This window comes from Aquincola tertiaricarbonis (assembly GCF_023573145.1).
GTDB classification, from domain to species: Bacteria; Pseudomonadota; Gammaproteobacteria; order Burkholderiales; family Burkholderiaceae_C; genus Aquincola; species Aquincola tertiaricarbonis_B.
Map to the genome: position 1 here is coordinate 3,694,813 of NZ_CP097636.1, position 24,596 is coordinate 3,719,408.

Consider the following 24,596-nt stretch of genomic DNA (forward strand, 5'->3'; position numbering starts at 1 on the left):
CGGCACGGGATCCTCACCCGTAGCGCGCAGCCGACCGCTCAGACGATGATGCCCGCGGAGAGAAAACACCATGCCCAACTTCCTGAACGACCTGTCCACCGGCTGGCGGCACGAGCCTGCCGCCAGCAACCCGCCCGAAGCTGCGGTGACGAGCAGCTACCGCTGCCGCTGCGGCCGCGCGGTGTTCTTCCGCAACAGCCAGTGCGTGGCCTGCGGCACAGCCCTGGGTTACGACCCGGTGCGCTCGCTGGTGCTGCCGCTGTTGCCCGCGGAGGACACTGCGGCGCCACCGCCAGCCGATGGCGCTGCGCCGCTGCTGCCGCTGTGGCAACCCGCCGAAGGCTTTGGCGATGCCGGCAGCCGCTACCGGCGGTGCACGAACTTCGACACCGTGGCCGGCTGCAACTGGCTGCTGTCCGCCGACGAGCCGGCCACGCTGTGCATCGCCTGCCGGCTGAACCGCACCATCCCCGATCTGTCGGACCCGGAGAACCAGGTGCTGTGGCGCCGCATCGAGGTGGCCAAGCGCCGCCTGGTGGCGCAGCTGCTGCGCCTGGGCCTGCCGGTGAAGTCGCGGGTGAGCGAAGACCCGCAGGGCATGATGTTCGACCTGCTGCGCGCCAACGCCGGCTCCACCCCGGTGATGACCGGCCATGACGAAGGCCTGATCACGCTCAACGTGGAAGAGGCCGACGACGCCCGGCGCGAGCAGGTGCGCCAGTCGATGCACGAGCCCTACCGCACGATGCTGGGCCACTTCCGCCACGAGGTGGGCCACTACTACTGGGACCGCCTGGTGCGCGACACCGAGTGGCTGGAGCCCTTCCGCCTGCGCTTCGGTGACGAGCGGGCCGACTATCAGGAAGCCCTGAACCGCCACTACCAGAACGGCCCCGCGCCCGACTGGCCGCAGCGCTGCGTGAGCGCCTACGCCAGCATGCACCCGTGGGAAGACTGGGCCGAGACCTGGGCCCACTACCTGCACATGGTGGACACCATGCTCACCGCACGGGGGCTGGGCATCAACGGCGAGAACATCGAGCTGGAGATCGAGCCCTTCAGCACCGCCGACCTGGACATCGCCGACGCGCCGGACGCCGACCGCTTCCTGCAGTTCATCAACATCTGGGTGGAACTGAGTGCGGCGATGAACGAGTTGTCGCGGGCCATGGGCCAGCAGGACCACTATCCGTTCGTGCTCTCGCGGCCCGCCATCGCCAAGCTGCACTTCGTGCACCGGCTGGTGACGGCAACCCGCGAAGCCACCAACGCCACCCCCGAAGCCACGCCGGTGACGGTGGACCCGGTGGCCGTGAGCGTGGCCCCGGCGGAGCCGGCACCGCCCGCGGTGGAAGCCGCGCCCGAACAGGCGCAGCAGGGCGACGCGGAGGTCAGCGGATCGGCAGGAACAACTTCGTCAGCCCTCGCAGGCTGACGAGGTGCCCGGGGTTGCTGGTCTCGTCCAGCACCCCGCTCATGCGTCGCACGATGGCCGGGCTGCGCTTGGCACGCCAGATCAGCAGGTCGGCCAGCCAGGGATGTTCGTTCACCCGGTTGGCCTTCTCGTACAGGTCGAAGCGGGGCTTCAGGGCCCGGATGCGCGACTCGTAGTCGGCCCGCACCTGCGCGTCCGGCAGCTGCCGGCGCCGGCCGGCCACCAGCGCCTCGGCGGCCAGCAAGCCGGTTTCCATCGCCTTGCCGATGCCTTCACCGGTGAAGGCATAGGTGCTGCCCGCGGCTTCTCCGGTCACCAGCAGGCCGGGCTCGGAGAACTTGGCGCCCTCGAGCGAGCAGCGCAGCGGCGCGCCCTTGAGGTCGCCCTGCAGCGTGCCGCCGTCCATCAGCGCCTTGGCGGGCGCGTAGCACTCGGTGAAGGCCGCGAACACCTCGCGCAGGTTCACGTCCTGCATGGTGCGGCGGCCGTCCTTCATCTTGCTGTGGCTGTGGGCCAGGCCCACGCCGATGTTGAACACGCCATCGCGGCACGGGAAGATCCAGCCATAACCCGGCCGCAGCTTCTGGTGCCACACCACTTCCATCGCGGTGATGCGGCCGACCATGGCGTCGTTCTTCACATAGCCACGCAGCGCCACGCCGCTGGGCTGCTGCCGCTCGCAAACGTCCGAAGCCAGCAAGGCCTTGGGCACCGCGCCGGTGGCCAGCACCAGCCAAGTGGCGCGCAGCTCCACCACCGCATCGCCCTGCTTCAGGCGCGCGCCCACCACCCGGCCGCCTTCGCGCAGCGGCGCCTCGAAGCGCACGGGCGTGAAGAGGCGCGCCCCGGCGCGCACGGCGGCCCGGCACAGGATGTCGTCCAGCTCACGCCGCGGCATCACCGACAGCGAGCCCGGCACATCGATGCGCCCGCCGCGCGGGCCGATGCAGGCCACGTGCGACACCCGCTGGGCGGCGGCCTGCACCTCGGCATACACGCCCAGGCGCTGCAGCGCAGCGTGGGCGTCGGGAATCAGCCCGTCGCCGCACACCTTGTCGCGCGGAAAGTTGTGCTGGTCCACCAGCACCACGTCAAAGCCCTCCCGGGCCAGCCACTGCGCGCAGGCACTGCCCGAAGGCCCTGCACCCACCACCAGCACGTCGCAAGAGGAACGAAGCAACGTAGGGGCGGCTGTCATGGCGGTGCGTCGGCGTGAAAACTGGCGCGGATTGTAGGGATCGCGCCCACGGCCTGCCGCACTCGCAAGCGCCTTTAGGATGTACAGCATGGCTGACCTGAAATTCAAGCCCGTTCGCCACGATCAGGCTGCGTTCCTGGCCAAAGCCAGGCAGCGCCCGGGCTTTGCCGAAGCGTATGAGGCACTTGAACTGGAGTACGCGCTGGCAGGCCAAATGTTGAAGGCCCGGACCAAGGCAGGTCTGACCCAGGATGCGGTCGCTGAGCGCATGGGCACGACCAAGAGCGCCATCTCACGCCTGGAATCGGCGGGTCGGCATGCGCCATCCTTGGCAACGCTCAAGAGGTACGCGGCTGCAGTGGGATGCGATCTGCAGGTCAAGCTGGTTCCCCACGAGGCCACATGACGTCCACAGCAGCCTTCAACCAGGCACGACGAAAAACGGCGCCCGCAGGCGCCGCTTGTTCAGCCGAGAGTTGATCAGGCTGCCTTGACCTTCAACCGCCACGCATGCAGCAGCGGCTCGGTGTAGCCGCTGGGCTGTTCCAGGCCCTTGAGCACCAGGTCCAGCGCCGCACGGTAGGCGTACGAGGTGTCGAAGTGGCCGGCCATCGGGCGGTAAAGCGGGTCGCCGGCGTTCTGCTCGTCCACCACCTTGGCCATGCGCTCGAAGGTCTCGTGCACCTGGGCCTCGGTCACCACGCCGTGCAGCAGCCAGTTGGCGATGTGCTGGCTGGAGATGCGCAGCGTGGCGCGGTCTTCCATCAGGCCGACGTCGTGGATGTCCGGCACCTTGGAGCAGCCCACGCCCTGGTCGATCCAGCGCACCACGTAGCCCAGGATGCCCTGCGCGTTGTTGTCCAGCTCCTGCTGGATGTCGGCGGCCGACCAGTTGCGCTGCGCGGCGATGGGCACCTGCAGCAGACCGTTCAGCAGGTTGTCGCGCTCGGCGTTGTCGCTGGTCTGCTCCAGCGTCTTCTGCACCTCGGCCACGTTGACGCGGTGGTAGTGCAGCGCGTGCAGCGTGGCGGCGGTGGGCGAAGGCACCCAGGCGGTGTTGGCACCGGCCTTGGGGTGGGCGATCTTCTGCTCCAGCATCGCGGCCATCAGGTCGGGCATGGCCCACATGCCCTTGCCGATCTGCGCGCGGCCGCGCAGGCCGCAGCCCAGACCCACCAGCACGTTGTTGCGCTCATAGGCCTGGATCCAGGCGCTGCTCTTCATGTCGCCCTTGCGCAGCACTGCGCCGCCGCGCATGCAGGTGTGCATCTCGTCGCCGGTGCGGTCCAGGAAGCCGGTGTTGATGAAGGCCACCCGCGCCGACGCGGCGGCGATGCAGGCCTTGAGGTTGATGCTGGTGCGGCGCTCCTCGTCCATGATGCCCAGCTTGACGGTGTTGGCCGGCAGGCCCAGCAGCTGCTCGACGCGGTCGAACAGCTCGGCCGCGAAGGCCACTTCGGCCGGGCCGTGCATCTTGGGCTTGACGATGTAGACCGAGCCCGTGCGCGAGTTGCGCACGCCGCCGCTGCCGCCGCGGCGCTTGAGGTCGTGCAGCGCGATGGTGGTGGTGACCACCGCATCCAGGATGCCTTCCGGGATCTCCTTGCCGCCGTCCCACAGGATGGCGGGGTTGGTCATCAGGTGGCCCACGTTGCGCACGAACATCAGCGAGCGGCCGTGCAGCGTGACGGTGCCACCCTGGGCGCCGGTGTATTCGCGGTCCGGGTTCAGGCGGCGGGTGAAGGTCTTGCCGCCCTTGGCCACCTCTTCGGTCAGCGTGCCCTGCTGGATGCCCAGCCAGTTGCCATAAGCCACCACCTTGTCGGCGGCGTCGACCACGGCCACGGAGTCTTCCAGGTCGAGGATGGTGGACAGCGCGGCTTCGAGCACCAGGTCGCTGACGCCGGCGGCGTCGCTCTGGCCGATGGCCGTGCTGCGGTCGATCTGGATGTCGATGTGCAGGCCGTTGTGCACCAGCAGCACCGAGCTGGGCGCGCCGGCTTCACCCTGGTAGCCGACGAACTGCTCGGGCTGGGCCAGGCCGCTGGCGCCGGTCTTGAGCTGCACCACCAGCTGGCCGCCTTCCACGCGGTAGGCAGTGGCATCGGCATGCGAGCCGCTGGCCAGCGGCGCTGCGTCGTCCAGGAACTGGCGCGCGAAGGCGATGACCTTGGCGCCGCGCACCGGGTTGTAGCCCTTGCCCTTGTCGGCGCCGTCGGTCTCGGGGATGGCGTCGGTGCCGTACAGCGCGTCGTACAACGAGCCCCAGCGGGCGTTGGCGGCGTTCAGCGCATAGCGCGCGTTCAGGATGGGCACCACCAGCTGCGGGCCGGCCTGCACGGCCAGCTCGGCGTCCACGTTCGCGGTGGTGGCCTTCACGTCGGCCGGCTGCGGCAGCAGGTAGCCGATGGATTCCAGGAAGCTGCGGTAGGCGCCCATGTCGGCGATGGGGCCGGGGTGGGCGGCATGCCACTTGTCCAGTTCCAGCTGCAGGCGGTCGCGCTCGGCCAGCAGCGCGGCATTCTTGGGCGCCAGGTCGTGGACGATGGCGTCGAAGCCCTGCCAGAAGGCGGCGCTGTCAATGCCGGTGCCGGGCAGCACCTGGTCTTCGATGAAGCGGAACAGGTCGGTGGAGACCTGCAGACGGTGGGCGGCGGTACGGGCTTCGGTCACGGTGCTGTCCTCGCGGAGATGCGGCAATGCTGCGCACTCTAAGACAGGCCGGGCCCCCGATTCGGTGTGGCTGCTGCGCGGCATCTTTACGCCCAGTGCATGAATCCAGTGGCCGATTCAAACCAAGGCAGCGATGATTGGCCGCCACAACCGGCTTGATTCATGCGCTGGCTGCGGGTATTTTCCGCCGATGGACCGTCTGAAACAGATCGAATCCTTCGTCGCGGTGGCCACCAAGGGCAGCCTGACCGCCGCCGCCCAGCTGGAAGGCGTGGCGCCGGCGGTGGTGGGCCGGCGCATCGACGCGCTGGAGGCACGGCTGGGCGTCAAACTGCTGGTGCGCACCACGCGGCGCATCACGCTCACGCACGAAGGCAGCGCCTTCCTGGAAGATTGCCAGCGCCTACTGGCCGACCTGGCGAATGCGGAATCCGGCGTCAGCGCGGGGGGCGCCCGCGCCAGCGGGCTGCTGCGCATCACCGCGCCCGCGGGCTTCGGCCGCCGTCACGTGGCGCCGCTGGTGCCGCAGTTTCTGGCGGCGCACCCGGACGTGCATGTGTCGCTGAACCTGGCCGACCGGGTGGTGGACATCGTGCACGAGGGCTTCGACTGCGCCATCCGCGTGGGCGACCTGCCCGACAGCAGCCTGGTGAGCGTGCGCCTGGCCGACAACCGCCGGCTGTGCGTGGCCACGCCGGCCTACCTGAAGCGGGCCGGCATTCCGAAGCAGCCGTCCGACCTGGCGCGGCACGAATGCCTGACGCTCAGCTCCGACGCCAGCCAGTCACGCGGCTGGGCGTTTGCGATGGAAGGCCGCACCCACCACCTGCGGCCCAGCGGCCGGCTGGACTGCAGCGACGGCCAGGTGCTGCACGACTGGTGCCTGGCGGGCCTGGGCATCGCCTGGCGCAGCACCTGGGAGGTGGAGGCGGAAATCGCCCGCGGCGAGCTGCAGACGGTGCTGGACGACTTCATCGCGCCGCCCAATGGCATCTACGCGGTGTTTCCGCATGCCAAGCACCTGCCGCTGCGCGTGCGGCTGTGGATCGACTTCGTCAAGCAGCGCTACGCCGATCCACGTTATTGGAAGCTCAATCCCGCCGGGCCGCCCCAAGGGATTGAGATCCCCCTCGGGGGGGCGCGAACGCAGTGAGCTTGGGGGCTCCAGTCAGCCAGACTTCTTGGTCGACAGGCATTCCTTCATGAAGGCCTTGCGCTCGTCGCCCTTCTTGCCGGTGGCGTCGGCGTTGCACTGCTTCATGCGGTCTTGCTGGGTGGCGGGCTCGGCCTTGGCCGACAGGCAGGTCTTCATGAAGGCCTTGCGCTCATCGCCCTTGAGGTCCTTGGCGTCGGCATTGCACGTCTTCATCTTGCTTTGCTGCGCGGTGGGCGCCTTGGCCTCGTCGGCCGCCAGGGCGGGCTGGGCACACAAGGCGGCGGTCAGGCACAGGGCGGCGGCGGACAACAGCGATTTCATGGACTCTCCTCGCAAGGGGTTGTAGGCCCGCGTTCAACGCCGCAGGCCGCCGCGCGGTGGACGGCCCGCGCGGCCCCCGCAGTGTTACAGGATGCGGCGCGGATGGGCCAGCTGTTCGTGCGCGGCATGCAGCCGGCGCACCAGCACGCGGATGAAGGCCTTGTCGAACAGGTGCCGGGTGCCGACGGACAGCTGCTCCAGCGTCTCGGGCGTGAACGAGACAGTGGTGGTGGGCGCGGTCACCAGCACGTCGGCGCTGTGGCGGCGCAGCTCGGGGTTGGGCGCCAGGTAGGCCATCTCGCCCACCGAGGTGCCGGCGCCCAGCTCGGCCACGCGGTTGCCCTCGCGGTACACGTCCACCGCGCCCTGGGCCACGATGTGGAAGGTGTTGCCTTCCTGCCCACGCTTGTACAGGGCGTGGCCGTACTTGAAGCGCTGCCAGCGCGCGCGGTGCACCACTTCCCACAGCTCCACATCGCCAAAGCCGGCGAAGAACTCCAGGCTGCGCAGCAGGGTGAAGCGCTCGGAATCCAGCACGCCCTGCAGCTTGCCGCGCGGCACCTCGCGGTTGGCCACCAGCGCCGACAGTCCTTGCGCAAAGGCGTCCCAGTCGGCCGGCCGGTCGTCGCGCTGCTTGGCCAGCGCGCTGCGCACCAGGTGGTCCAGCGTCGGTGGCACGCCGTCGCGCAGCGCGGTCAGCGGCGCCGGCACCTCGTTGTAGATCTGGTGCATGATCGCTGGCTGCGTGTCCGCCTCGAACGGCGGCCGCCCGGCGATCAGGTGGTACAGCACCGCGGCCAGCGAATAGATGTCGGCCCGGCAGTCCAGCGTGCTGCCGTCCAGCTGCTCGGGCGACATGTAGGCCAGCGAGCCCACGCGGAAGATCTGCGTGCGGTCCGAGCGCAGGTTGAGCACGCTGCCGAAGTCGGTCACCTTGACGTCGACCACCTGGTCGCCGTCCACCACCGCCAGCAGGTTGGCCGGCTTCACGTCGCGGTGGATCAGGCCCTGCCGGTACACATAGCCCAGCGCCATCGCGCACTTGAAGCCGATCTCCACGATCTGCTCGAGCGACAGCAGCTGGTCGGCGCGGCAGAAGCGCCGCAGCGTGTAGCCGGGCACGTACTCCATCACCAGATAGGGCGCGACGGGGTCTTCCACCGCGTCGTAGATCTGCACCACGTTGGGGTGCTGCAGCCGGCCCACCAGCGCCGCCTCGGCAGCGAAGAACTTCTCGAAGTAACGCGGCTCGGCGCCGCCATCGTGCGCCGGCAGGCTGACGCGCTTGAGCGCCACGTCGCGCTGGTGGAACTCGTCGCGCGCCAGAAACACTTCGCTGGTGGCGCCTTCGCCCAGGCGGCGGCTCACCCGGTACTTGCCGATGGTGGCAGGCAGGTGCGGGTCCGCGGCCGGTGCCGGCGAGGGCGCCGGCAGGGGCAGCGTGCCCGCAGGCAGCAGGGTGGTTCGGTCGGCGGCAAGCATCACCCTGCTTCTTCGGCCACGGGCCGATGCGCTTGAGCCGGCGCGGCCGCACCCCCCCACCTTAGAATCGCCCCATGATCCAAGCCAAGCAGGACTTGCTCGCCGCCTTGCGCGCAGCAGTCGCGGAACTGGCCCCCGAACCCGGCCCCAACGTTCCCCCGCTCGACACCCTCGAGTTCGAATCCCCCAAGCAGGCCGCCCACGGAGACTTTGCCGTCACCGTGGCGATGCAGCTGGCCCGTGGCCTGAAGAAGAACCCGCGCGAGCTGGCGCAGGCGCTGGTGGAGGCGCTGCAGCGCCAGCCTGCCGTGCAGCAGTGGGTGTCGGCGCTCGAGATCGCCGGCCCGGGCTTCATCAACCTGCGCCTGAAGGAAGCCGCCAAGCAGGCCGTGGTGCGCGAGGTGCTGGAAGGCGCCGAACGCTTCGGCCGCCAGCCGGCCAACGGCCGCAAGCTGATGGTGGAGTTCGTGTCGGCCAACCCCACCGGTCCGCTGCACGTGGGCCATGCCCGCCAGGGCGCGCTGGGCGACAGCCTGAGCCACCTGTTCCAGACGCAGGGCTTCGACGTCACCCGCGAGTTCTATTACAACGACGCGGGCGTGCAGATCGCCACGCTGGCCGCCTCCACCCAGGCGCGCATCCGCGGCCTGAAGCCCGGTGAGGAAGGCTGGCCCGAATCGGCCTACAACGGCGACTACATCGCCGACATCGCGGCCGACTTCCTGGCCCGCAAGACGGTCAAGGCCGACGACCGCGAGTTCACCGCCTCCGGCGACCCGGAAGACCTGGACGGCATCCGCCAGTTCGCGGTGGCCTACCTGCGCCACGAACAGGACCTGGACCTGCAGGCCTTCGGCGTCCAGTTCGACAGCTACTACCTGGAAAGCAGCCTGTACACCTCGGGCCGCGTCAACCAGACGGTGGACCGCCTGGTGGCCGCCGGCAAGACCTACGAGCTGGACGGCGCGCTGTGGCTGAAGAGCACCGACTACGGTGACGACAAGGACCGCGTGATGCGCAAGTCCGACGGCAGCTATACCTACTTCCTGCCCGACGTCGCGTACCACATCGCCAAGTGGGAGCGCGGCTTCGACAAGGTGATCAACTGCCAGGGCACCGACCACCACGGCACCATCGCCCGTGTGCGCGCCGGGCTGCAGGCGGCGAACGTCGGCATTCCGCAGGGCTATCCCGACTACGTGCTCAACACCATGGTGCGGGTGGTGCGCGACGGCGCCGAGGTCAAGATCAGCAAGCGCGCCGGCAGCTACGTGACGCTGCGCGACCTGATCGACTGGACCAGCCGCGACGCGGTGCGCTTCTTCCTGATCAGCCGCAAGGCCGACACCGAATTCACCTTCGACATCGATCTGGCGCTCAAGCAGAACGACGAGAACCCGGTGTTCTACGTGCAGTACGCGCATGCGCGCATCTGCTCGGTGCTGGCCAAGGCCAACGTGGCCGAACTGGCGCAGGCCGACCTGTCGCGCCTGGTGGCGCCCACCGAACTGGCGCTGATGCTCAAGCTGGCCGACTACCCGGCCATGCTCAGCCGCGCGGCCGCCAGCCTGGCGCCGCACGACGTGGCCTTCTACCTGCGTGACGTGGCCGCCGCCTTCCACAGCTACTACGCGGCCGAGCGCTTCCTGGTGGACGACGCCGAACTGGCCCGCGCCCGCCTGGCGCTGCTGGCGGCCACCCGCCAGGTGCTGCGCAATGCGCTGTCGCTGCTGGGCGTGAGCGCACCGGAATCCATGAACCGGGCCGAAGAAGCCCAGAAGGAACCTGCATGAAGTCGCAACGCGGAGGCTTCGTGATGGGCCTCATCGTCGGTCTGCTGGTCGGCCTGGCGCTGGCCCTGGGCGTGGCGCTGTACGTCACCAAGGTGCCGGTGCCCTTCGTCAACAAGGTGCCGCAGCGTTCGGCCGACCAGGACGCGGCCGAAGCCGAGAAGAACAAGAACTGGGACCCGAACGCGCCGCTGGCCGGCAAGCCGCCGCGCAGCGCCTCGGGCACGGTGCAGCCGGCGCCCGCCTACCCGGCCCAGCCGGCGGTGCCCGCCCCGGTGCCGCAGACGCCGCCCGCCACCACCACCCCGGCGCCTGCCCCCGCGCCGGCACCCGCTCCGGCCCCGCAAACCGGCTCCACCCGCGACCCGGCCGCCATCCTGTCGGGCCAGGGCGGCGGCGCCGCTTCGGCCGCGCGGTCCACCAAAACCGGCAGCGATGCGTTCACCTACTTCGTGCAGGCGGGTGCTTTTGCCCGGCCGGAAGATGCGGAACAGCAGCGCGCCAAGCTGGCGATGCAGGGCCTGGCGGCCCGTGTCACCGAGCGGGAGCAATCCGGCCGTACCGTGTACCGCGTGCGCCTGGGCCCCTTCGAGCAGAAGGACGACGCCGAGGCTGCGCAACAACGCCTGCAAGGCACGGGCACCGAGGCGGCGCTGGTGCGGGTCGAACGCTGATTCGCCCGCCGGGCGAAACTTTCGGCACCGTGGACCTGTCCACCCGCTACAGGCGCCGCCTCCGGCGCCCCACCGATCCAAGAGGAACCGAATGAACCGTCGTGACTTCACCGCCCGCGCCGCGGGCACCGGCCTGGCGCTGAGCCTGGGCCTTGCCGGGCACAGCGCCCACGCCCAGGGCGGCTCGCTGGTGGAGGGCAAGGACTACGTCAAGCTGTCGTCGCCCGCGCCCACGGCAGGCGGCAACAAGGTGGATGTGGTCGAGTTCTTCTGGTACGGCTGCCCGCACTGCAACGCCTTCGAGCCTTCGCTGGACGCCTGGGCCAAGAAGCTGCCGGCCGACAGCGTGGCCTTCCGCCGCGTGCCGGTGAGCTTCTCGGCGATGCACGAGACCCACGCCAAGATCTTCTACGCGCTGGAAGCCCTGGGCCAGGTGGAAGCCATGCACCGCAAGGTGTTTGCCGCCATCCACGTGCAGCGCAAGCGCCTGGACAAGGAAGCCGACATCGTCGAGTTCATGACGCAGAACGGCGTGGACGGCGCCAAGTTCACCGAGGCCTACAAGTCGTTCGGCGTGGCCACCAAGGTGCGCCAGGGCAAGTCGCTGTCCGAGGCCTACAAGATCGACGGCGTGCCCTCGATCGGCGTGGCCGGCCGCTGGTTCACCGCGCCTTCGCTGGCGGGCTCGCCCGAGCGTGCGCTGGCCGTGACCGACGCGCTGATCCAGATGGCGAAAAAAGCCTGAACAAGCGCCCCGCAACGGGGCGCTTTTCGCACCGGGCTGCCGTGATGGCCGCATCTATTGCGGCAGCGGTCACGGGCGAGGCATGAAACTGTGGCTAGAATGACCATGCAAGTTTCATGCCTCTATGACCACCCACAATTCATGCCTGCCTCTCGTCAACAGGCTGCACAGCGCAGCGGTGGTTGCAGTCGCCTGCGGCCTGCTGGCCGCTGTCGCACCGCAGGCACAGGCCGCGCGGACCGACCGCAACCAGCCCATCACCATCGACGCCGACAAACCCGGCACGGTGGACATGCTGAAGCAGGTGGTGGTGTTCAACGGCAACGTCGTCATCACCCAGGGCTCCATCACCATCCGGGCCGAGCGCGCCGAGATCCGTGAAGGCGCCGACGGCTTCCGCTCCGCGGTGGCGGTGGGCAGCGGCGGCCAGCAGGCCAGCTTCCGCCAGAAACGCGAAGGCCTGGACGAATACATCCAGGGCACGGCCGACCGCATCGAGTACGAAGGCCGCGGCGACGTGGTGCGCTTCGTCGGCAAGGCCCAGGTGCAGCGGCTGCGCGGCAGCGTGGCGGCCGACCAGATCAGCGGCGAGCGCATCACCTACGACAGCACCACCGAAGTGTTCAGCGTGGCCGGCAGCACGGCACCCGCCCCCGCCGAGGGCGCGGCCAGCGGCCCCGGCAACGGCCGCGTGCGCGTGATCCTGACACCGCGCGAGGGCTCCGCCGCGGCCGAGGCTGCGCCGGCCCCCGCCTCAGGAGCTTCGCGGTGACGGGTGTGACGACCCCCTCCCCGGCGGCCCCGCTGGCCCCTCGCAGCGGCAGCCGCCTGGAAGCCAGCCGGCTGGCCAAGCGCTACGGCACCCGCACCGTGGTCAAGGACGTGCACCTGGCCGTGGGCGCGGGCGAGGTGGTGGGCCTGCTGGGCCCCAACGGCGCCGGCAAGACCACCACCTTCTACATGGTGGTGGGCCTGGTGCGGGCGGATGCCGGCGAGATCCGCATCGACGGCGCCGAGGTGCAGCACAAGCCCATCCACCAGCGTTCGCGCATGGGCTTGTCCTACCTGCCGCAGGAAGCGTCCATCTTCCGCAAGCTGACGGTCGAGGAAAACATCCGCGCCGTGCTGGAGCTGCAGCGTAGCCCCGATGGCCGTGCACTGCCGGGCCAGGAGATCGACCGCCTGCTCGAAGGCCTGCTGGCCGAGCTGAGCATCGAGAAGCTGCGCGCCAGCCCGGCGCCTTCGCTGTCCGGCGGTGAACGGCGGCGGGTGGAGATCGCCCGCGCGCTGGCCACGCAGCCGCGCTTCATCCTGCTGGACGAACCGTTCGCCGGCGTGGACCCGATCGCGGTGATCGAGATCCAGCGGATCATCGGATTTCTCAAGGCGCGCGGCATCGGCGTGCTGATCACCGACCACAACGTGCGCGAGACGCTGGGCATCTGCGACCGCGCCTACATCATCAGTGAAGGGCGTGTGCTGGCCGAAGGCACGCCCAACGAGATCGTCGACAACACGGACGTGCGCAAGGTCTACCTTGGCGAGCACTTCCGCATGTGATGGTTCAAACCGGTTGATGTCATGAAACCCTCGCTGCAAATCCGCCTCTCGCAGCACCTGGCCCTGACGCCACAGCTGCAGCAGTCCATCCGGCTGCTGCAGCTGTCCACCCTGGAACTGCACCAGGAAGTCGAGCAGATGCTCGAGCAGAACCCCTTCCTGGAGACCGAGGAAGAGCATGTGCCGGCCTTCGAGCAGTCGCTCGAGCGGCCGGCCGCCAGCAGCAATGCCGACGACGGCGACTACGCCGGCAGCAGCAGCACCGAAACCGGCGCCGCCGCCGACGGTGACGGCGCCGAGGCGCCCGGCGTGGACAGCGCCGACTTCGGCACCACCGAGCGCGACGACTGGGAAAACGGCACCGAGCGCGACGACTTCGACGGCATCCGCGAAACGCCCTCGGCCAGCAGCAGCAGCAACAACGACAGCGACGACTTCGAGCCGCAGGAGCGCGGTGGCGGCGGCATCTCGCTGCAGGAGCACCTGCGCGCGCAGATGGCCGGCATGCGCCTGGAGCCGGCCGACGCCGCCGCGCTGCATGTGCTGATCGAATCGCTGAACGAAGACGGCTACCTGGCCGACCCGCTGGCCGAGATCGCGGCCCAGCTGGCCGGCGATGCCGACCTGGAGCAGCAGGAAGAGCTGCTGGAGCGGCTGCAGTGCGCGCTCAAGTGGCTGCAAAGCCTGGAGCCGCTGGGCGTGGGCGCGCGCGACCTGCCCGAATGCCTGGTGTTGCAGCTCAAGGCGCTGCCGCGCAGCGAAGCACAGGCGGTGGCCATCATCGTGTGCAAGCAGCACCTGGAGCTGCTGGCGCGCCGCGACCTGAAGAAGCTGATCGCCGCCACCGGCGCCGACGAGGAGCTGCTGAAGGCCGCGCAGGAGCTGATCCGCCGCTGCGAGCCCAAGCCCGGCCGGCCCTTCGCACGGGCCGAGGCCAACATCATCATTCCGGACGTGATCGTGCAGCGCAACGGCCGCGGCTGGAAGGTGGTGCTCAACCCCGACGTGATGCCCAAGCTGCGCATCAACGACCTGTATGCGCAGGCCATCCGCGGCAACCGCGGCCAGAACGGCAACGGCGCGCTGGGCGCGCGGCTGCAGGAGGCGCGCTGGTTCATGAAGAACATCCAGCAGCGCTTCGACACCATCCTGCGGGTGTCCAGCGCCATCGTCGAGCGGCAGAAGAACTTCTTCACCCATGGCGAGATCGCGATGAAGCCGCTGGTGCTGCGCGAGATCGCCGACGAGCTGGGCCTGCACGAGTCCACCATCTCGCGCGTGACCACCGCCAAGTACATGGCCACGATGTTCGGCACCTTCGAGCTGAAGTACTTCTTCGGCTCGTCGCTCAACACCGATGCCGGCGGCAATGCCTCCAGCACCGCGGTGCGCGCGCTCATCAAACAGCTGGTGGCGGCCGAGGACGCGGCCAAGCCGCTGTCGGACAGCCAGCTCAGCCAGATGCTGGAAGAACAAGGCATCCAGGTGGCGCGCCGCACCGTCGCCAAGTACCGTGAAGCCCTGAAGATCGCGCCGGCCAACCTGCGCAAGGCCATGTAGATGCCCCAGATTGCCCTGTTCCTGCCTTGCGCCGCAGGCGTCGAGGACCTGCTGGCCGAAGAGTGCCGGCGCCTGCTCGGCGACAAGGCCCGCATCAACACCAGCCGTGGCGGCGCCACCGTGTGGGGCGACGAGCGCGCCGCGATGCGCCTGAACCTGGGCTGCCGCCTCGCGCAGCGCGTGCTGTGGCCGGTGGCCCACGGCCCCTACCACGACGAGCATGAGCTGTACGAGCTGGCGCGCACCATGCGCTGGGGCGAGTGGATCACGCCGCGGCAGACGCTGCGGGTGGACAGCACCGCCCAGCGTTCGCCGCTGCGCAGCCTGAACTTCGCCAACCTGCGCATCAAGGACGCGGTGTGCGACGACCTGCGCGAAGCCACCGGCGAACGCCCCAGCGTGGACACCCGCTGGCCCGACCTGCCGCTGGCGCTGCACCTCACCGCCACCCATGCCACGCTGTACGTGGACCTGTCGGGCGAAGCCTTGTTCAAGCGCGGCTGGCGTGAGGCCAAGGGCGAAGCGCCGCTGAAGGAAACCCTGGCCGCCGCGATGCTGGCGGCCGCCGGCTGGCAGGGCCGGGCCGAAGACGGCCCGCTCTTCGACCCCTGCTGCGGTGCCGGCACCATCGCCATCGAGGCAGCGCAGATCGCCTGCGGCATCGCGCCGGGGCTGCAGCGCCGCTTCGCGTTCGAGAAGCTGCTGCCCTTCCGCCCGCACCTGAACGCCTGGCGGCAGATGCTCAGCGAGGCCGAGGCCGCGGTGCATGCGCCGCAGGTGCCCATCTTCGCGGGCGACGTGTCCTTCCGCATGACCGACTTCGCCACCCGCAATGCCGAGCGCGCGGGCGTGCTGCATGCGGTGGACTTCAAGACCGCCGATGCGCTGCAACGGCCGGCGCCGGCCGAGGGCGGCGTGCTGATGATGAACCCGCCTTATGGCGAGCGCATCGATGCCAAGGGCACCGGCCAGGGCGGCGGCCAGGCCTTCGAAGGCGGCGGCAGCCCGGCCGAGTTCTATGCCAAGCTGGCCGCGCACTGGAAGCGCCAGTTCCCGGGCTGGACGGCCTGGGTGCTGAGCCCCGACATGAAGCTGCCGTCGATGATGCGGCTGAAGGAAAGCCGCCGCGTGCCGATGTGGAACGGCCCGATCGAATGCCGGCTGTTCCGGTTTGATCTGGTGGCGGGGTCGGCGCGCTCCGCTGCACCACGCAGCGGCGAAGAGCCCTCCGACTGATCACTTCAAGGCAGGGGAAGGAGGCGCCGCCTCCAGCACCTCCAGGTCGCTTTCGTCCTTCAGGTTCACGCCGGTGCAGCCCAGCTGCAGCGCGCGCTTCATCAGCCAGGCCAGTTTGAAGGCGGCGGCCTCGGGGCGCAGGCCTTCGGGCCGCACGTTGCTGATGCAGTTGCGCTCGGCATCGTTTCGGCCGCGCCGCGGCCCGTGCGTGAGATAGATGCCCAGGCTGTCGGGCGAGCTCAGGCCCGGCCGCTCGCCGATGAAGATGGCCGACATCGCCGCGCCCAGCAGCTCGCCGATCTCGTCGGCCACCGCCACCCGCGCCTGCGTCACCACGACGACGGGCGCCAGCGTGAACCCGGCCGGCAGGTGCTGCGGCAGCGCCGACAACAGCGCCCGCGTGTGGCGCTGCACCGCCAGCGACGACAGCCCGTCGCCCACCACGATGCACAGGTCGGGGGCCGGGCGGCCGGCCTCGCGCTGCTGCTGCGCATGGGCGCGCAGGCGCGGCGCGTCGTCTGGGTGCAGTTGCCGGCCCAGGTCGGGGCGGCGCAGGTATTCGGTGCGGTCGCTCGCGCGGCTGCGGGCTTGCAGCACCGGCCAGCCGGCCGCCTGCAGTTCCTCCTGCAGCGCCAGCACGTCCAGCGGCGCGTGGATGGCGTCGCGCGCCATCGCATGCGCCAGGCCGAAGCGCAGCGCCTCGTCGGTGGGTGTGGCCACGCCCACGCGGCCGAGCGCGATGCGGGCGGCGGTGTGGCGGCGCCAGGCCTGCCAGGGGTCGGGCACGATCTCAGCCATGGCTCAGTGCCAGTGCGTCCATGCCGGCCACCAGCCGGTGCTGGCCTGACGGGGGCAGCACGCGGCCGCCGCCATCGGTGATCTGCATGCGCTGCAGCCAGGCCTCGAATTCGGGCGCGCGCTTCAGGCCCAGCGTTTCGCGCAGGAACAGCGCGTCGTGGAACGAAGTGCTCTGGTAGTTCAGCATCACGTCGTCGGCGCCCGGCACGCCGATCAGGAAGTTGAGCCCGGCCGCGCCCAGCAGCAGCAGCAGCGTGTCCATGTCGTCCTGGTCGGCCTCGGCATGGTTGGTGTAGCAGACGTCGCAGCCGATGGGCAGGCCCAGCAGCTTGCCGCAGAAGTGGTCTTCCAGGCCGGCGCGGATGATCTGCTTGCCGTCGTACAGGTACTCGGGCCCGATGAAGCCCACCACGGTGTTGATCAGCAGCGGATCGTAGCGGCGGGCCAGCGCATAGGCGCGGGCCTCGCAGGTCTGCTGGTCGACGCCGAAGTGGGCATTGGCCGACAGCGCACTGCCCTGCCCAGTCTCGAAGTACATGACGTTGCGGCCCACGGTGCCGCGGTTCTGCGCCAGCGCGGCGGCCTGGGCCTCGGCCAGCAGCTCCGGCGTGACGCCGAACGACAGGTTGGTTTTTTCGGTGCCGCCGATGGACTGGAACACCAGGTCCACCGGCACGCCGTCCTCGGCCAGCCGCAGCGTGTTGGTCACGTGGGTGAGCACGCAGCTCTGGGTGGGAATCTCGAAGCGCTGGATCACCTCGTCCAGCATGCGCAGCATCTCGCCCAGCACCGGCAGGCTGTCGGAAGCGGGGTTGATGCCGATCACCGCATCGCCCGCGCCGTACATCAGCCCGTCCAGCGTGGAGGCGGCCACGCCGCGCAGGTCGTCGGTGGGGTGGTTGGGCTGCAGGCGCACCGCCAGGTGGCCGGGCAGGCCGATGGTGTTGCGGAAGCGCGTGACCACGCGGCACTTGCGCGCCACCGCGATGAGGTCCTGGTTGCGCATCAGCTTGCTCACCGCGGCCACCATCTCGGGCGTCAGCCCGGGTGCCAGCGCGGTCAGCGCCGCGGTACTGGCCTGCTCGCCCAGCAGCCAGTCGCGAAAGCCACCCACCGTGAGGTGGGCCACCGGCGCGAAGGCGGCCGCATCGTGGGTGTCGATGATCAGCCGCGTGATGTTGTCGTCCTCGTAAGGCACCAGGGCCTCCTGCAGGAACACCTTCAGCGGCAGGTCGGCCAGCACATGGCGCGCGGCCATGCGCTGCTGCGCGGTCTCGGCGGCCACGCCGGCCAGGTGGTCGCCCGAACGCGCCGGGCTGGCGCAGGCCATCACCTGCTTGAGGTCGTCGAAGCCGTGGACCTGGCCGGCCAGCGTGGTGCGGTAGCTCATCGCGCGGTGTCCCTTGCGGTCAGTGGGCGCCCTGCAGCAGTTCGTCCTGCGGGGCCTCCTCCCGCGAGCGGGAGGTGAGGCGGAAGTAAGCGTAGGCGATGGCCATCAACCCCAGGAACACCGCGGTCAGCAGCTGGTTGAACCACACCATCGCACCCAGGCACACCAGGCCCAGCACCAGCGCGATGGCCGGGAACAGCGGGTAGAACGGCGCACGGTAGGGCCGGGCCAGCCCCGGCTCGCTGGCGCGCAGCTTGAAGAGCGAGGCCATCGAGGTGACGTACATGACGATGGCGCCGAACACCGACATCGTCACGATGTTGGCGGTGAGCGACTGGCCGCCGAACTGGATCCACTGGTCGCTGAAGATCGCGGCCACGCCCACCACGCCACCAGCCAGCAGCGCGCGGTGTGGCGTCTGGAAGCGCGGCGACAGCGCCGCGAAGGAGCGCGGCAGGTAGCCGGCACGGGCCAGCGCGAAGATCTGCCGCGAGTAGCCCATGATGATGCCGTGGAAGGACGCGACCAGGCCGAAGAGGCCGATCCACACCATCATGTGCAGCCAGCCGCTGGACTCACCCACCACCACCTTCATGGCCTGCGGCAGCGGGTCGTTGATGTTGGCGATCTTGCGCCAGTCGCCCACGCCACCGGCCATCACCATCACGCCGAAGGCCAGCACCACCAGGGTGAGGATGCCGGCGATGTAGGCCTTGGGAATGGTGCGCTGCGGGTCGCGGGCCTCCTCGGCCGCCATGGCCGCGCCTTCGATGGCCAGGAAGAACCAGATGGCGAACGGGATGGACGCGAAGATGCCTGCCAGCGCGGCGCCGTTGAACACGTCGCTGCCGGCCCAGCCGTTGGCCACGTAGTTGGCCAGCGACCAGCCGGGGCTGACCACACCCATGAACACCAGCAGCTCGAAGATGGCCAGCAGCGTGACCACGAGCTCGAACATGGCCGCGATGCCCACGCCCACCCAGTTGAGCGCGATGAACACCACGTAGGCGCCCACCGCGATGGCCTTGGGATCGACGCTGGGGAACTGCACGTTGAGGTAGGCGCCGATGGCCAGCGCGATGGCCGGCGGCGCGAACACGAACTCCACCAGCGTGGCGAAGCCGGCGATGAAGCCGCCCGTGGGCCCGAAGGCGCGCCGCGCATAGGCGAACGGCCCGCCCGCATGCGGAATGGCGGTGGACAGCTCGGTGAAGCTGAAGATGAAGGTGGTGTACATGGTGGCCACGAGCAGCGTGGCGACCAGGAAGCCGAGGGTGCCGGCGGTGTTCCAGCCGTAGCTCCAGCCGAAGTACTCGCCGGAGATCACCAGCCCGACGCAGATGCCCCAGAGCTGGAAGGGCCCGAGCACCTTCTTGAGGCCCGGCTGGGCGCCGGTGCCGGTGGGGGAAGCAGCCATGTGCAAGTCCTTGTGGAATCCCAACAATGCGGCGGATTGAAGCAAGGCACCCGCGCCCGGCCTATCCAAAAACGGAAATCCGTCGTAGCCGTGGCGGCGTGGCACCGCTCTTGCAATTGCCGGTGGGTCCACCCGCCGCACTGTCCAGGAGAACGTCGCCGTGCCCATGCCCGAAGCGCGCCCCGCCCACCGTGCCCCACCCGGCCCGGCCGGCCTGCGCTACCAGGCGCTGGCCAGCGACGACGTGGACGTGCACGCCGGCCAGCTCTCTCGCTGGTCACAGGAGTACGACCAGCTGTCGCCCGGCCGCTTTGCCGGCCGCGTGCGTGAGCTGTGGGCCGACGGGCCGCGGCTGCAGGTGTTCCATGAACACACGCACCAGCAGACCAGCCAGCTGTGCCTGCCCTGGCAGGGTTCGGTGTGGTTCGGCATCCCCGACGGGCGGCACACCACGCCGGTGCACTTTTGCGGCCGCCTGCAGCCCGGCGATGCGCTGCGGCCGGTGCTACGCGCGGCGGGCAATGCCTCTTTCACGCTGCGCACGCCCGAGGACTTCGGCATCTACGGCGTGGTGGTGGACGCCGCCTGGCTGGCCGAGCGGCTGGACGCGTTGCAGCTGCGCGATGCCGGCGCGCCGGGTGCCACGCTGCAGGCATTGCCGGTACCGCCCGCGGTGCATGCCGCGGTGTGTCACACCATCGAGGAGATGCTGGCGCTGGGCGCCGCGGGTGGCGGTGCCCATGATGGGGCGCTGCAGGCCTGGCAGGCGCTGCTGGACCGGCTGCTCACGCTGCTGTGCAGCGCCGGGCACGCCGCGCCGCCCGCAGCCGCCGCCCAGGCCGATCCGGCCGCCAACCGGCGCCGGCTGGCCACGGTGCTGTCGGCCCGCGCGCTGGTGAGCCAGCCGCTGAACCACACGATGTCGGTGGACGACCTGTGCGCCGAGCTGCACGTCACTCGCCGCACGCTGCAGAACCACTTCCACAGCGTGGTGGGCGATTCACCGGCTGACTTCCTGAAGGCGGTGCGCATGAATGCCTGCCGGCGCAAGCTGCGCGAAGGCGGTGCGGCCACGGTGCAGGACGTGGCAGCCCAGTGGGGCTTCTTCCACATGGGCCACTTCTCGCACGACTACAAGCAGATGTTCGGCGAGCTGCCTTCCCAGACGCTGCGCCGGGCCGACGGTGCCGCGTCGGCCACCGGGTTCAACGGGCGAAGCGTTCCAGGATCGAGCCGATCTCGCCCAGCCCCCCGTCCGCCGGCAGCTGGCCTTGCGGCGTCATGTGGTCCACGGCCTGCGGCAGCACCTGCGACAGCTGGCTGAGCAGGTCGCCTTGCGACAGGCCGGTCTGCTGCGTCAGCCGGCCCAGCAGGTCGTCACCGAACACCTGGCCCAGCTGCGCCGGCGACACCGGCTGGTTGGCGCCGGTGCCCACCCAGGACGACACCACGTCGCCCAGGCCGCTGCGGGTGAACTGCTCCACCAGCGCACCCAGGCCGCCCATCTGACCGCCGCCGGCGCCGCCCTGCTGGCCGAGCTGCGACAGCACCAGCGCCACGATGCGCAGCAGGTCGGCCTGGCCGCCACCGCCTTGGCCGCCGCCGAGCGCACCGCCCAGCAGGCCGCCCAGGGCATCGCCCAGCGCGCCGCCGCGTTCACCTTGTGCCTGGTTGTTCATCATGCCGATGGCCATGTCCAGCAGTCCCATGTCGATCTCCTGAGGTGGATGGAAAGCGCCGGATTGTGGGAAGCCTGGCCGCGGCCGACCGGCGGGCGGACGCGGCCTGCGCATTAGCGCACGAAGCGGCTTCAGCCTGCGGGGGCGGGCGCCACACCCGCGGCCATTCCGCCCGCCAGCGCCACCGCGGCCAGCGCCGCCAGCGGCGCGGTGTCGGCGCGCAGCACCGCCGGCCCCAGCGAGGTGGGCAGGAAGCCCGCGCGTTGCGCCGCTTCCACCTCGGCCGGGGAGAGCCCGCCTTCAGGGCCGCTGAGCAGCTTCAGCCGCGCCGGCGCCCGCGGCTGCAGGCGCTGCGGCAAGGGCAGCGCCGCTTCGCCAAAGCCCAGCAGCCAGCGGGTCGTGTCTGCCGTGTCGGGCTGGGCGGCCTGCTCGGCCAGCCAGGCCGAGAACGTCATCACCGGCGCCACCCGCGGCACGCGGTTGCGGCCCGATTGCTCGCAGGCCGCCACCGCAATGCCCTGCCAATGCGCCTGCTTGCGCTGCGCCCGCTCGCCCGACAGGCGCAGCACCGATCGCTCGCTCATCAGCGGCTGGATGGCGGCCACGCCCAGCTCCACCGCCTTTTCCACCAGCGTGTCCATGCGGTCGTTGGCCGGCATGGCCAGTGCGATGCTTACCTGCGGGCCGATCTCGCGCTCCACCGCCTCGTGGCTCTGCACCTCCACCTGCACGCTGCTGCGGCCGATCTGCGTGACGGCGGCCGTCCACTCGCCGCCCTGGCCGTTGAACAGGGTGATGAGCGCACCCGGCTGCAGGCGCAGCACCTGCACGTGGCGGGCCGCACCGGGCGGCAGATCAAGCGGCTGGCCGGCGGCCAGGGGTACATCGACGTGGATTCGCGGCATAGGCCCGCGAGTGTGCCTCGGCCGGCGGCTACAACTGCCGCAGCGCGGCGCAGACGATGTCGCGCGAGAACTCGGCCGCCACCTCGGCGGTGAAGCGCGGAAAGTCCACATGCGCCGCATCGTCGGCGCGGTCGGACAAGGTGCGCAGCACGCCGAAGGGCCGACCGCTGTCGTGGCACACCTGGGCCACGGCGGCGCCTTCCATCTCCACCGCCAGCGCCTCGGGCAGGGCCGCGCGCAACGCGGCGCTCTCGGCTGCGGTGCTGACGAAGCGGTCACCGCTGATCACCAGGCCCTGGTGGCAGCGCACGCGGCCGATGCCAAAGCGCTGCAGCGCCGGATGCGGCTGCGACAGCACCTCGCCGGCCGCGGCCACCAGGGCATCGGCCAGCAGCGGGTCGGCGGCAAAGCGGCTGCGGCCGGTGAGCGGCACCTCGTAGCGCGGGAACAGCGGCGAGGCATCCATGTCGTGCTGCAGCAGCTCGCGCGCCACCACTACGTCGCCCACCTGCGCATCGGCCGCCAGGCCACCGGCCACGCCGGTGAACAGCAGCGCGCGGGCACCGAACACTTCCAGCGCCAGCGTGGCGGTGGTGGCCGCGGCCACCTTGCCGATGCCGCTGAGCACCAGCAGCACGTCATGCCCCTGCAGCCGGCCGACGTGGAAGTCACGGCCGGCGCGGCGCTGCAGGCTGCGCCCCTGCAGCCCGGCGTCGATGGCGCGCAACTCGTCGTGCAGCGCGCTGACGATGGCGATGGGGCCCACGGGCCGGCCGCTCAATGCGCCGTCGTGGTGGTGGGGGCGGGGGGCTTGTCGCGCAGTTCGCGGCGCAGCACCTTGCCCACCGGCGTCTTGGGCAGCTCGGTGCGGAACTCGACCACCCGCGGCCGCTTGTAGCCCGTGAGGTTGGCCTCGCAGTAGGCGCGCACGTCTTGCTCGGTCAGCGCCGGGTTCTTCTTGACGATGACCACCTTCACCGCCTCGCCCGCCTTCTCGTCGGGCACGCCCACGGCGGCGCACTCGAGCACGCCGTCCATCTGCGTGAGCACGTCTTCCACCTCGTTGGGGTACACGTTGAAGCCGCTGACCAGGATCATGTCCTTCTTGCGGTCGACGATCTTGAAGAGGCCGCGCTCTTCCAGCACGCCCACGTCGCCGGTGCGGAAGAAGCCGTCGGCCGTCATCACCTTGGCGGTTTCATCGGGCCGTTGCCAGTAGCCGGCCATCACCTGCGGGCCGCGGATCGCGATCTCGCCCGCCGCCCCCGGCGGCACCGGGCGGCCCTCGTCGTCCAGCAGCATGAACTCGGTGTTGGGCAGCGGCAGGCCGATGGTGCCGGTGAACTGGTGGTTGTCCACCGTGTTGCACGACGCCACCGGCGAGGTTTCGGACAGGCCGTAACCCTCGACGATGGGGCAGCCCGTCTTCTCGAGCCACAGCTTGGCGGTGGCGCTCTGCACCGCCATGCCACCGCCCACCGAGATCTTCAGGTGGCTCCAGTCCACGGTGTGGAAGTCGGCGTGGTTGGCCAGCGCATGGAACAGCGTGTTGACCGCCGGGAAGCTGTGGAAGCGGTGCTTGCTCAGCTCCTTCAACACCGCCGGCAGGTCGCGCGGATTGGGGATCAGCAGGTTGCAGCCGCCCATGCGCATCGCCAGCATCATGTTCGTGTTGAAGCCGAAGATGTGATACAGCGGCAGCGCGCACACGGTGACGATCTGCTCGCCGGGCGGAATCTTCTTGAGCGCCGGCTGGTACCAGGCTTCGCACTGCAGCACGTTGGCCACCAGGTTGCGATGCAGCAGCACCGCGCCCTTGCTGACGCCGGTGGTGCCACCGGTGTACTGCAGCACCGCGATGTCGTCGGGGCCCAGGGTTGGCGCGGTGTAGGGCTTGCGGCGGCCGATGTTCAGCGCCTCGCCGAAGCGCACCGCAGTGGGCAGCTCGAAGGCCGGCACCATCTTCTTGACCTGGCGCACCACGTAGTTCACCAGCGTGCCCTTGACCAAGCCCAGCATGTCGCCCATGGCCGCCAGCACCACGTGCTGCACCGGCACCGCATGGGCCACCTGCTGGTACACGTGGGCGAAGTTCTCCAGGATCACCAGCGCCTTGGCGCCGGCGTCCTTGAGCTGGTGCTCCAGCTCGCGCGGGGTGTACAGCGGGTTGACGTTCACCACCACGAAGCCCGCACGCAGGATGGCGGCCACCGCCACCGGGTACTGCGGCACGTTGGGCATCATCACCGCCACGCGGTCGCCACGCTCCAGCCCCAGCGACTGCAGGTAGGCGGCGAAAGCCCGCGATGCATCGTCCACCTGGCCGAAGCGGTAGCTGCGGCCCATGAACACATAGGCCGGCAGGTCACGGTACTTGCGGAAGCTCTCCTCGAGCAGCGCCACCAACGAGGCATACAAGTCGAACTTGATCTCGGGGGGAACGCCGGCGGGGTATTGCTTCAGCCAGGTTTTCTCCATCGCGGGGGGCTCCAGAAACGAAGGGGCGATTCTGACGGAGCCTTCCGCGGTGCAGCATCAGGGGATTCGATAGCGGTTTGGCACGCGGTGTGCAGCCCG

Annotated in this window: 22 protein-coding genes; 11 read left to right on the forward strand and 11 right to left on the reverse strand. The window is 70.0% G+C overall.

Features of this window, described 5'->3' with window-relative positions:
• The first annotated feature begins 70 nt into the window (after nt 1-70).
• The gene (locus MW290_RS31495; RefSeq protein ID WP_250198269.1) at nt 71-1,435 is read left to right on the forward strand and encodes a zinc-binding metallopeptidase family protein; all 1,365 of its coding nucleotides are present in this window, start codon (nt 71-73) and stop codon (nt 1,433-1,435) included.
• Here the strand turns inward: MW290_RS31495 and MW290_RS31500 are convergent.
• Entirely contained in the window at nt 1,392-2,633 is a 1,242-nt protein-coding gene (locus tag MW290_RS31500) for an NAD(P)/FAD-dependent oxidoreductase (protein WP_250198270.1), read from the reverse strand. The genes MW290_RS31495 and MW290_RS31500 overlap by 44 nt on opposite strands.
• 88 nt (nt 2,634-2,721) lie before the next feature.
• On the opposite strand from MW290_RS31500, the gene MW290_RS31505 reads away from it, so the two are divergent.
• The gene (locus MW290_RS31505; protein WP_250198271.1) at nt 2,722-3,039 is read left to right on the forward strand and encodes a helix-turn-helix domain-containing protein; all 318 of its coding nucleotides are present in this window, start codon (nt 2,722-2,724) and stop codon (nt 3,037-3,039) included.
• A 74-nt stretch (nt 3,040-3,113) separates the two neighbouring features.
• On the opposite strand, the gene MW290_RS31510 is transcribed toward MW290_RS31505, so the two are convergent.
• Complete coding sequence (locus tag MW290_RS31510) at nt 3,114-5,306, reverse strand: malate synthase G (RefSeq protein WP_250198272.1); 2,193 nt, start codon at nt 5,304-5,306, stop codon at nt 3,114-3,116.
• A gap of 190 nt (nt 5,307-5,496) precedes the next feature.
• Between MW290_RS31510 and MW290_RS31515 the strand changes: the two genes are divergently transcribed.
• Complete coding sequence (locus tag MW290_RS31515) at nt 5,497-6,459, forward strand: LysR family transcriptional regulator (RefSeq protein WP_250198273.1); 963 nt, start codon at nt 5,497-5,499, stop codon at nt 6,457-6,459.
• A gap of 15 nt (nt 6,460-6,474) precedes the next feature.
• On the opposite strand, the gene MW290_RS31520 is transcribed toward MW290_RS31515, so the two are convergent.
• Complete coding sequence (locus MW290_RS31520) at nt 6,475-6,783, reverse strand: PsiF family protein (protein ID WP_250198274.1); 309 nt, start codon at nt 6,781-6,783, stop codon at nt 6,475-6,477.
• Between the two features lie 84 nt (nt 6,784-6,867).
• Nucleotides 6,868-8,265: a serine/threonine-protein kinase gene (locus tag MW290_RS31525; RefSeq protein WP_250198275.1), complete on the reverse strand. Its 1,398-nt coding sequence runs from the start codon at nt 8,263-8,265 to the stop codon at nt 6,868-6,870.
• A 74-nt stretch (nt 8,266-8,339) separates the two neighbouring features.
• Between MW290_RS31525 and argS the strand changes: the two genes are divergently transcribed.
• The 7 genes from argS (at nt 8,340) to MW290_RS31560 (ending at nt 15,830) form a co-directional block, all read left to right on the forward strand.
• Nucleotides 8,340-10,058 carry an arginine--tRNA ligase gene (gene argS / locus MW290_RS31530; protein ID WP_250198276.1) on the forward strand — a complete coding sequence of 573 codons (1,719 nt, stop codon included), beginning with the start codon at nt 8,340-8,342 and terminating at the stop codon, nt 10,056-10,058.
• Nucleotides 10,055-10,729 carry an SPOR domain-containing protein gene (locus tag MW290_RS31535; RefSeq protein WP_250198277.1) on the forward strand — a complete coding sequence of 225 codons (675 nt, stop codon included), beginning with the start codon at nt 10,055-10,057 and terminating at the stop codon, nt 10,727-10,729. Before argS ends, MW290_RS31535 begins: the two co-directional genes overlap by 4 nt.
• A 91-nt stretch (nt 10,730-10,820) precedes the next feature.
• Nucleotides 10,821-11,474 carry a thiol:disulfide interchange protein DsbA/DsbL gene (locus MW290_RS31540; protein ID WP_250198278.1) on the forward strand — a complete coding sequence of 218 codons (654 nt, stop codon included), beginning with the start codon at nt 10,821-10,823 and terminating at the stop codon, nt 11,472-11,474.
• A 178-nt stretch (nt 11,475-11,652) separates the two neighbouring features.
• Nucleotides 11,653-12,246: a lipopolysaccharide transport periplasmic protein LptA gene (gene lptA / locus MW290_RS31545; protein WP_250198279.1), complete on the forward strand. Its 594-nt coding sequence runs from the start codon at nt 11,653-11,655 to the stop codon at nt 12,244-12,246.
• A 5-nt stretch (nt 12,247-12,251) separates the two neighbouring features.
• Nucleotides 12,252-13,034, forward strand: coding sequence for an LPS export ABC transporter ATP-binding protein (lptB, locus tag MW290_RS31550; RefSeq protein WP_250198280.1), 783 nt, complete (start codon nt 12,252-12,254; stop codon nt 13,032-13,034).
• A gap of 21 nt (nt 13,035-13,055) precedes the next feature.
• Nucleotides 13,056-14,594, forward strand: coding sequence for an RNA polymerase factor sigma-54 (locus MW290_RS31555; RefSeq protein WP_250198281.1), 1,539 nt, complete (start codon nt 13,056-13,058; stop codon nt 14,592-14,594).
• Nucleotides 14,595-15,830: a THUMP domain-containing class I SAM-dependent RNA methyltransferase gene (locus MW290_RS31560; protein ID WP_250198282.1), complete on the forward strand. Its 1,236-nt coding sequence runs from the start codon at nt 14,595-14,597 to the stop codon at nt 15,828-15,830.
• Here the strand turns inward: MW290_RS31560 and eutC are convergent, their stop codons facing one another.
• From eutC to eat, 3 genes are read right to left on the reverse strand one after another with little or no spacing between them, the layout of a single operon-like run.
• Nucleotides 15,831-16,628 carry an ethanolamine ammonia-lyase subunit EutC gene (gene eutC, locus MW290_RS31565; RefSeq protein WP_250198283.1) on the reverse strand — a complete coding sequence of 266 codons (798 nt, stop codon included), beginning with the start codon at nt 16,626-16,628 and terminating at the stop codon, nt 15,831-15,833. It abuts the gene before it with no gap.
• Nucleotides 16,621-18,018 carry an ethanolamine ammonia-lyase subunit EutB gene (locus MW290_RS31570; RefSeq protein WP_250198284.1) on the reverse strand — a complete coding sequence of 466 codons (1,398 nt, stop codon included), beginning with the start codon at nt 18,016-18,018 and terminating at the stop codon, nt 16,621-16,623. Before MW290_RS31570 ends, eutC begins: the two co-directional genes overlap by 8 nt.
• A 19-nt stretch (nt 18,019-18,037) precedes the next feature.
• On the reverse strand, nt 18,038-19,435 hold the full coding sequence (gene eat, locus MW290_RS31575) for an ethanolamine permease (protein WP_250198285.1): 1,398 nt from the start codon (nt 19,433-19,435) through the stop codon (nt 18,038-18,040).
• Nucleotides 19,436-19,601: 166 nt separating this feature from the next.
• On the opposite strand from eat, the gene MW290_RS31580 reads away from it, so the two are divergent.
• Complete coding sequence (locus tag MW290_RS31580) at nt 19,602-20,759, forward strand: helix-turn-helix domain-containing protein (RefSeq protein WP_250200148.1); 1,158 nt, start codon at nt 19,602-19,604, stop codon at nt 20,757-20,759.
• On the opposite strand, the gene MW290_RS31585 is transcribed toward MW290_RS31580, so the two are convergent.
• From MW290_RS31585 to MW290_RS31600, 4 genes are all read right to left on the reverse strand, one after another.
• Entirely contained in the window at nt 20,641-21,144 is a 504-nt protein-coding gene (locus MW290_RS31585) for a YidB family protein (protein WP_250198286.1), read from the reverse strand. The genes MW290_RS31580 and MW290_RS31585 overlap by 119 nt on opposite strands.
• Nucleotides 21,145-21,245: 101 nt before the next feature.
• Entirely contained in the window at nt 21,246-22,019 is a 774-nt protein-coding gene (locus MW290_RS31590; RefSeq protein ID WP_250198287.1) for a 16S rRNA (uracil(1498)-N(3))-methyltransferase, read from the reverse strand.
• Between the two features lie 28 nt (nt 22,020-22,047).
• Entirely contained in the window at nt 22,048-22,800 is a 753-nt protein-coding gene (locus MW290_RS31595; RefSeq protein ID WP_250198288.1) for a 5'-methylthioadenosine/adenosylhomocysteine nucleosidase, read from the reverse strand.
• Nucleotides 22,797-24,497, reverse strand: a complete 1,701-nt coding sequence (locus tag MW290_RS31600; RefSeq protein WP_250198289.1) for a long-chain-fatty-acid--CoA ligase — start codon at nt 24,495-24,497, stop codon at nt 22,797-22,799. Before MW290_RS31600 ends, MW290_RS31595 begins: the two co-directional genes overlap by 4 nt.
• Between the last annotated feature and the right edge of the window lie 99 nt (nt 24,498-24,596).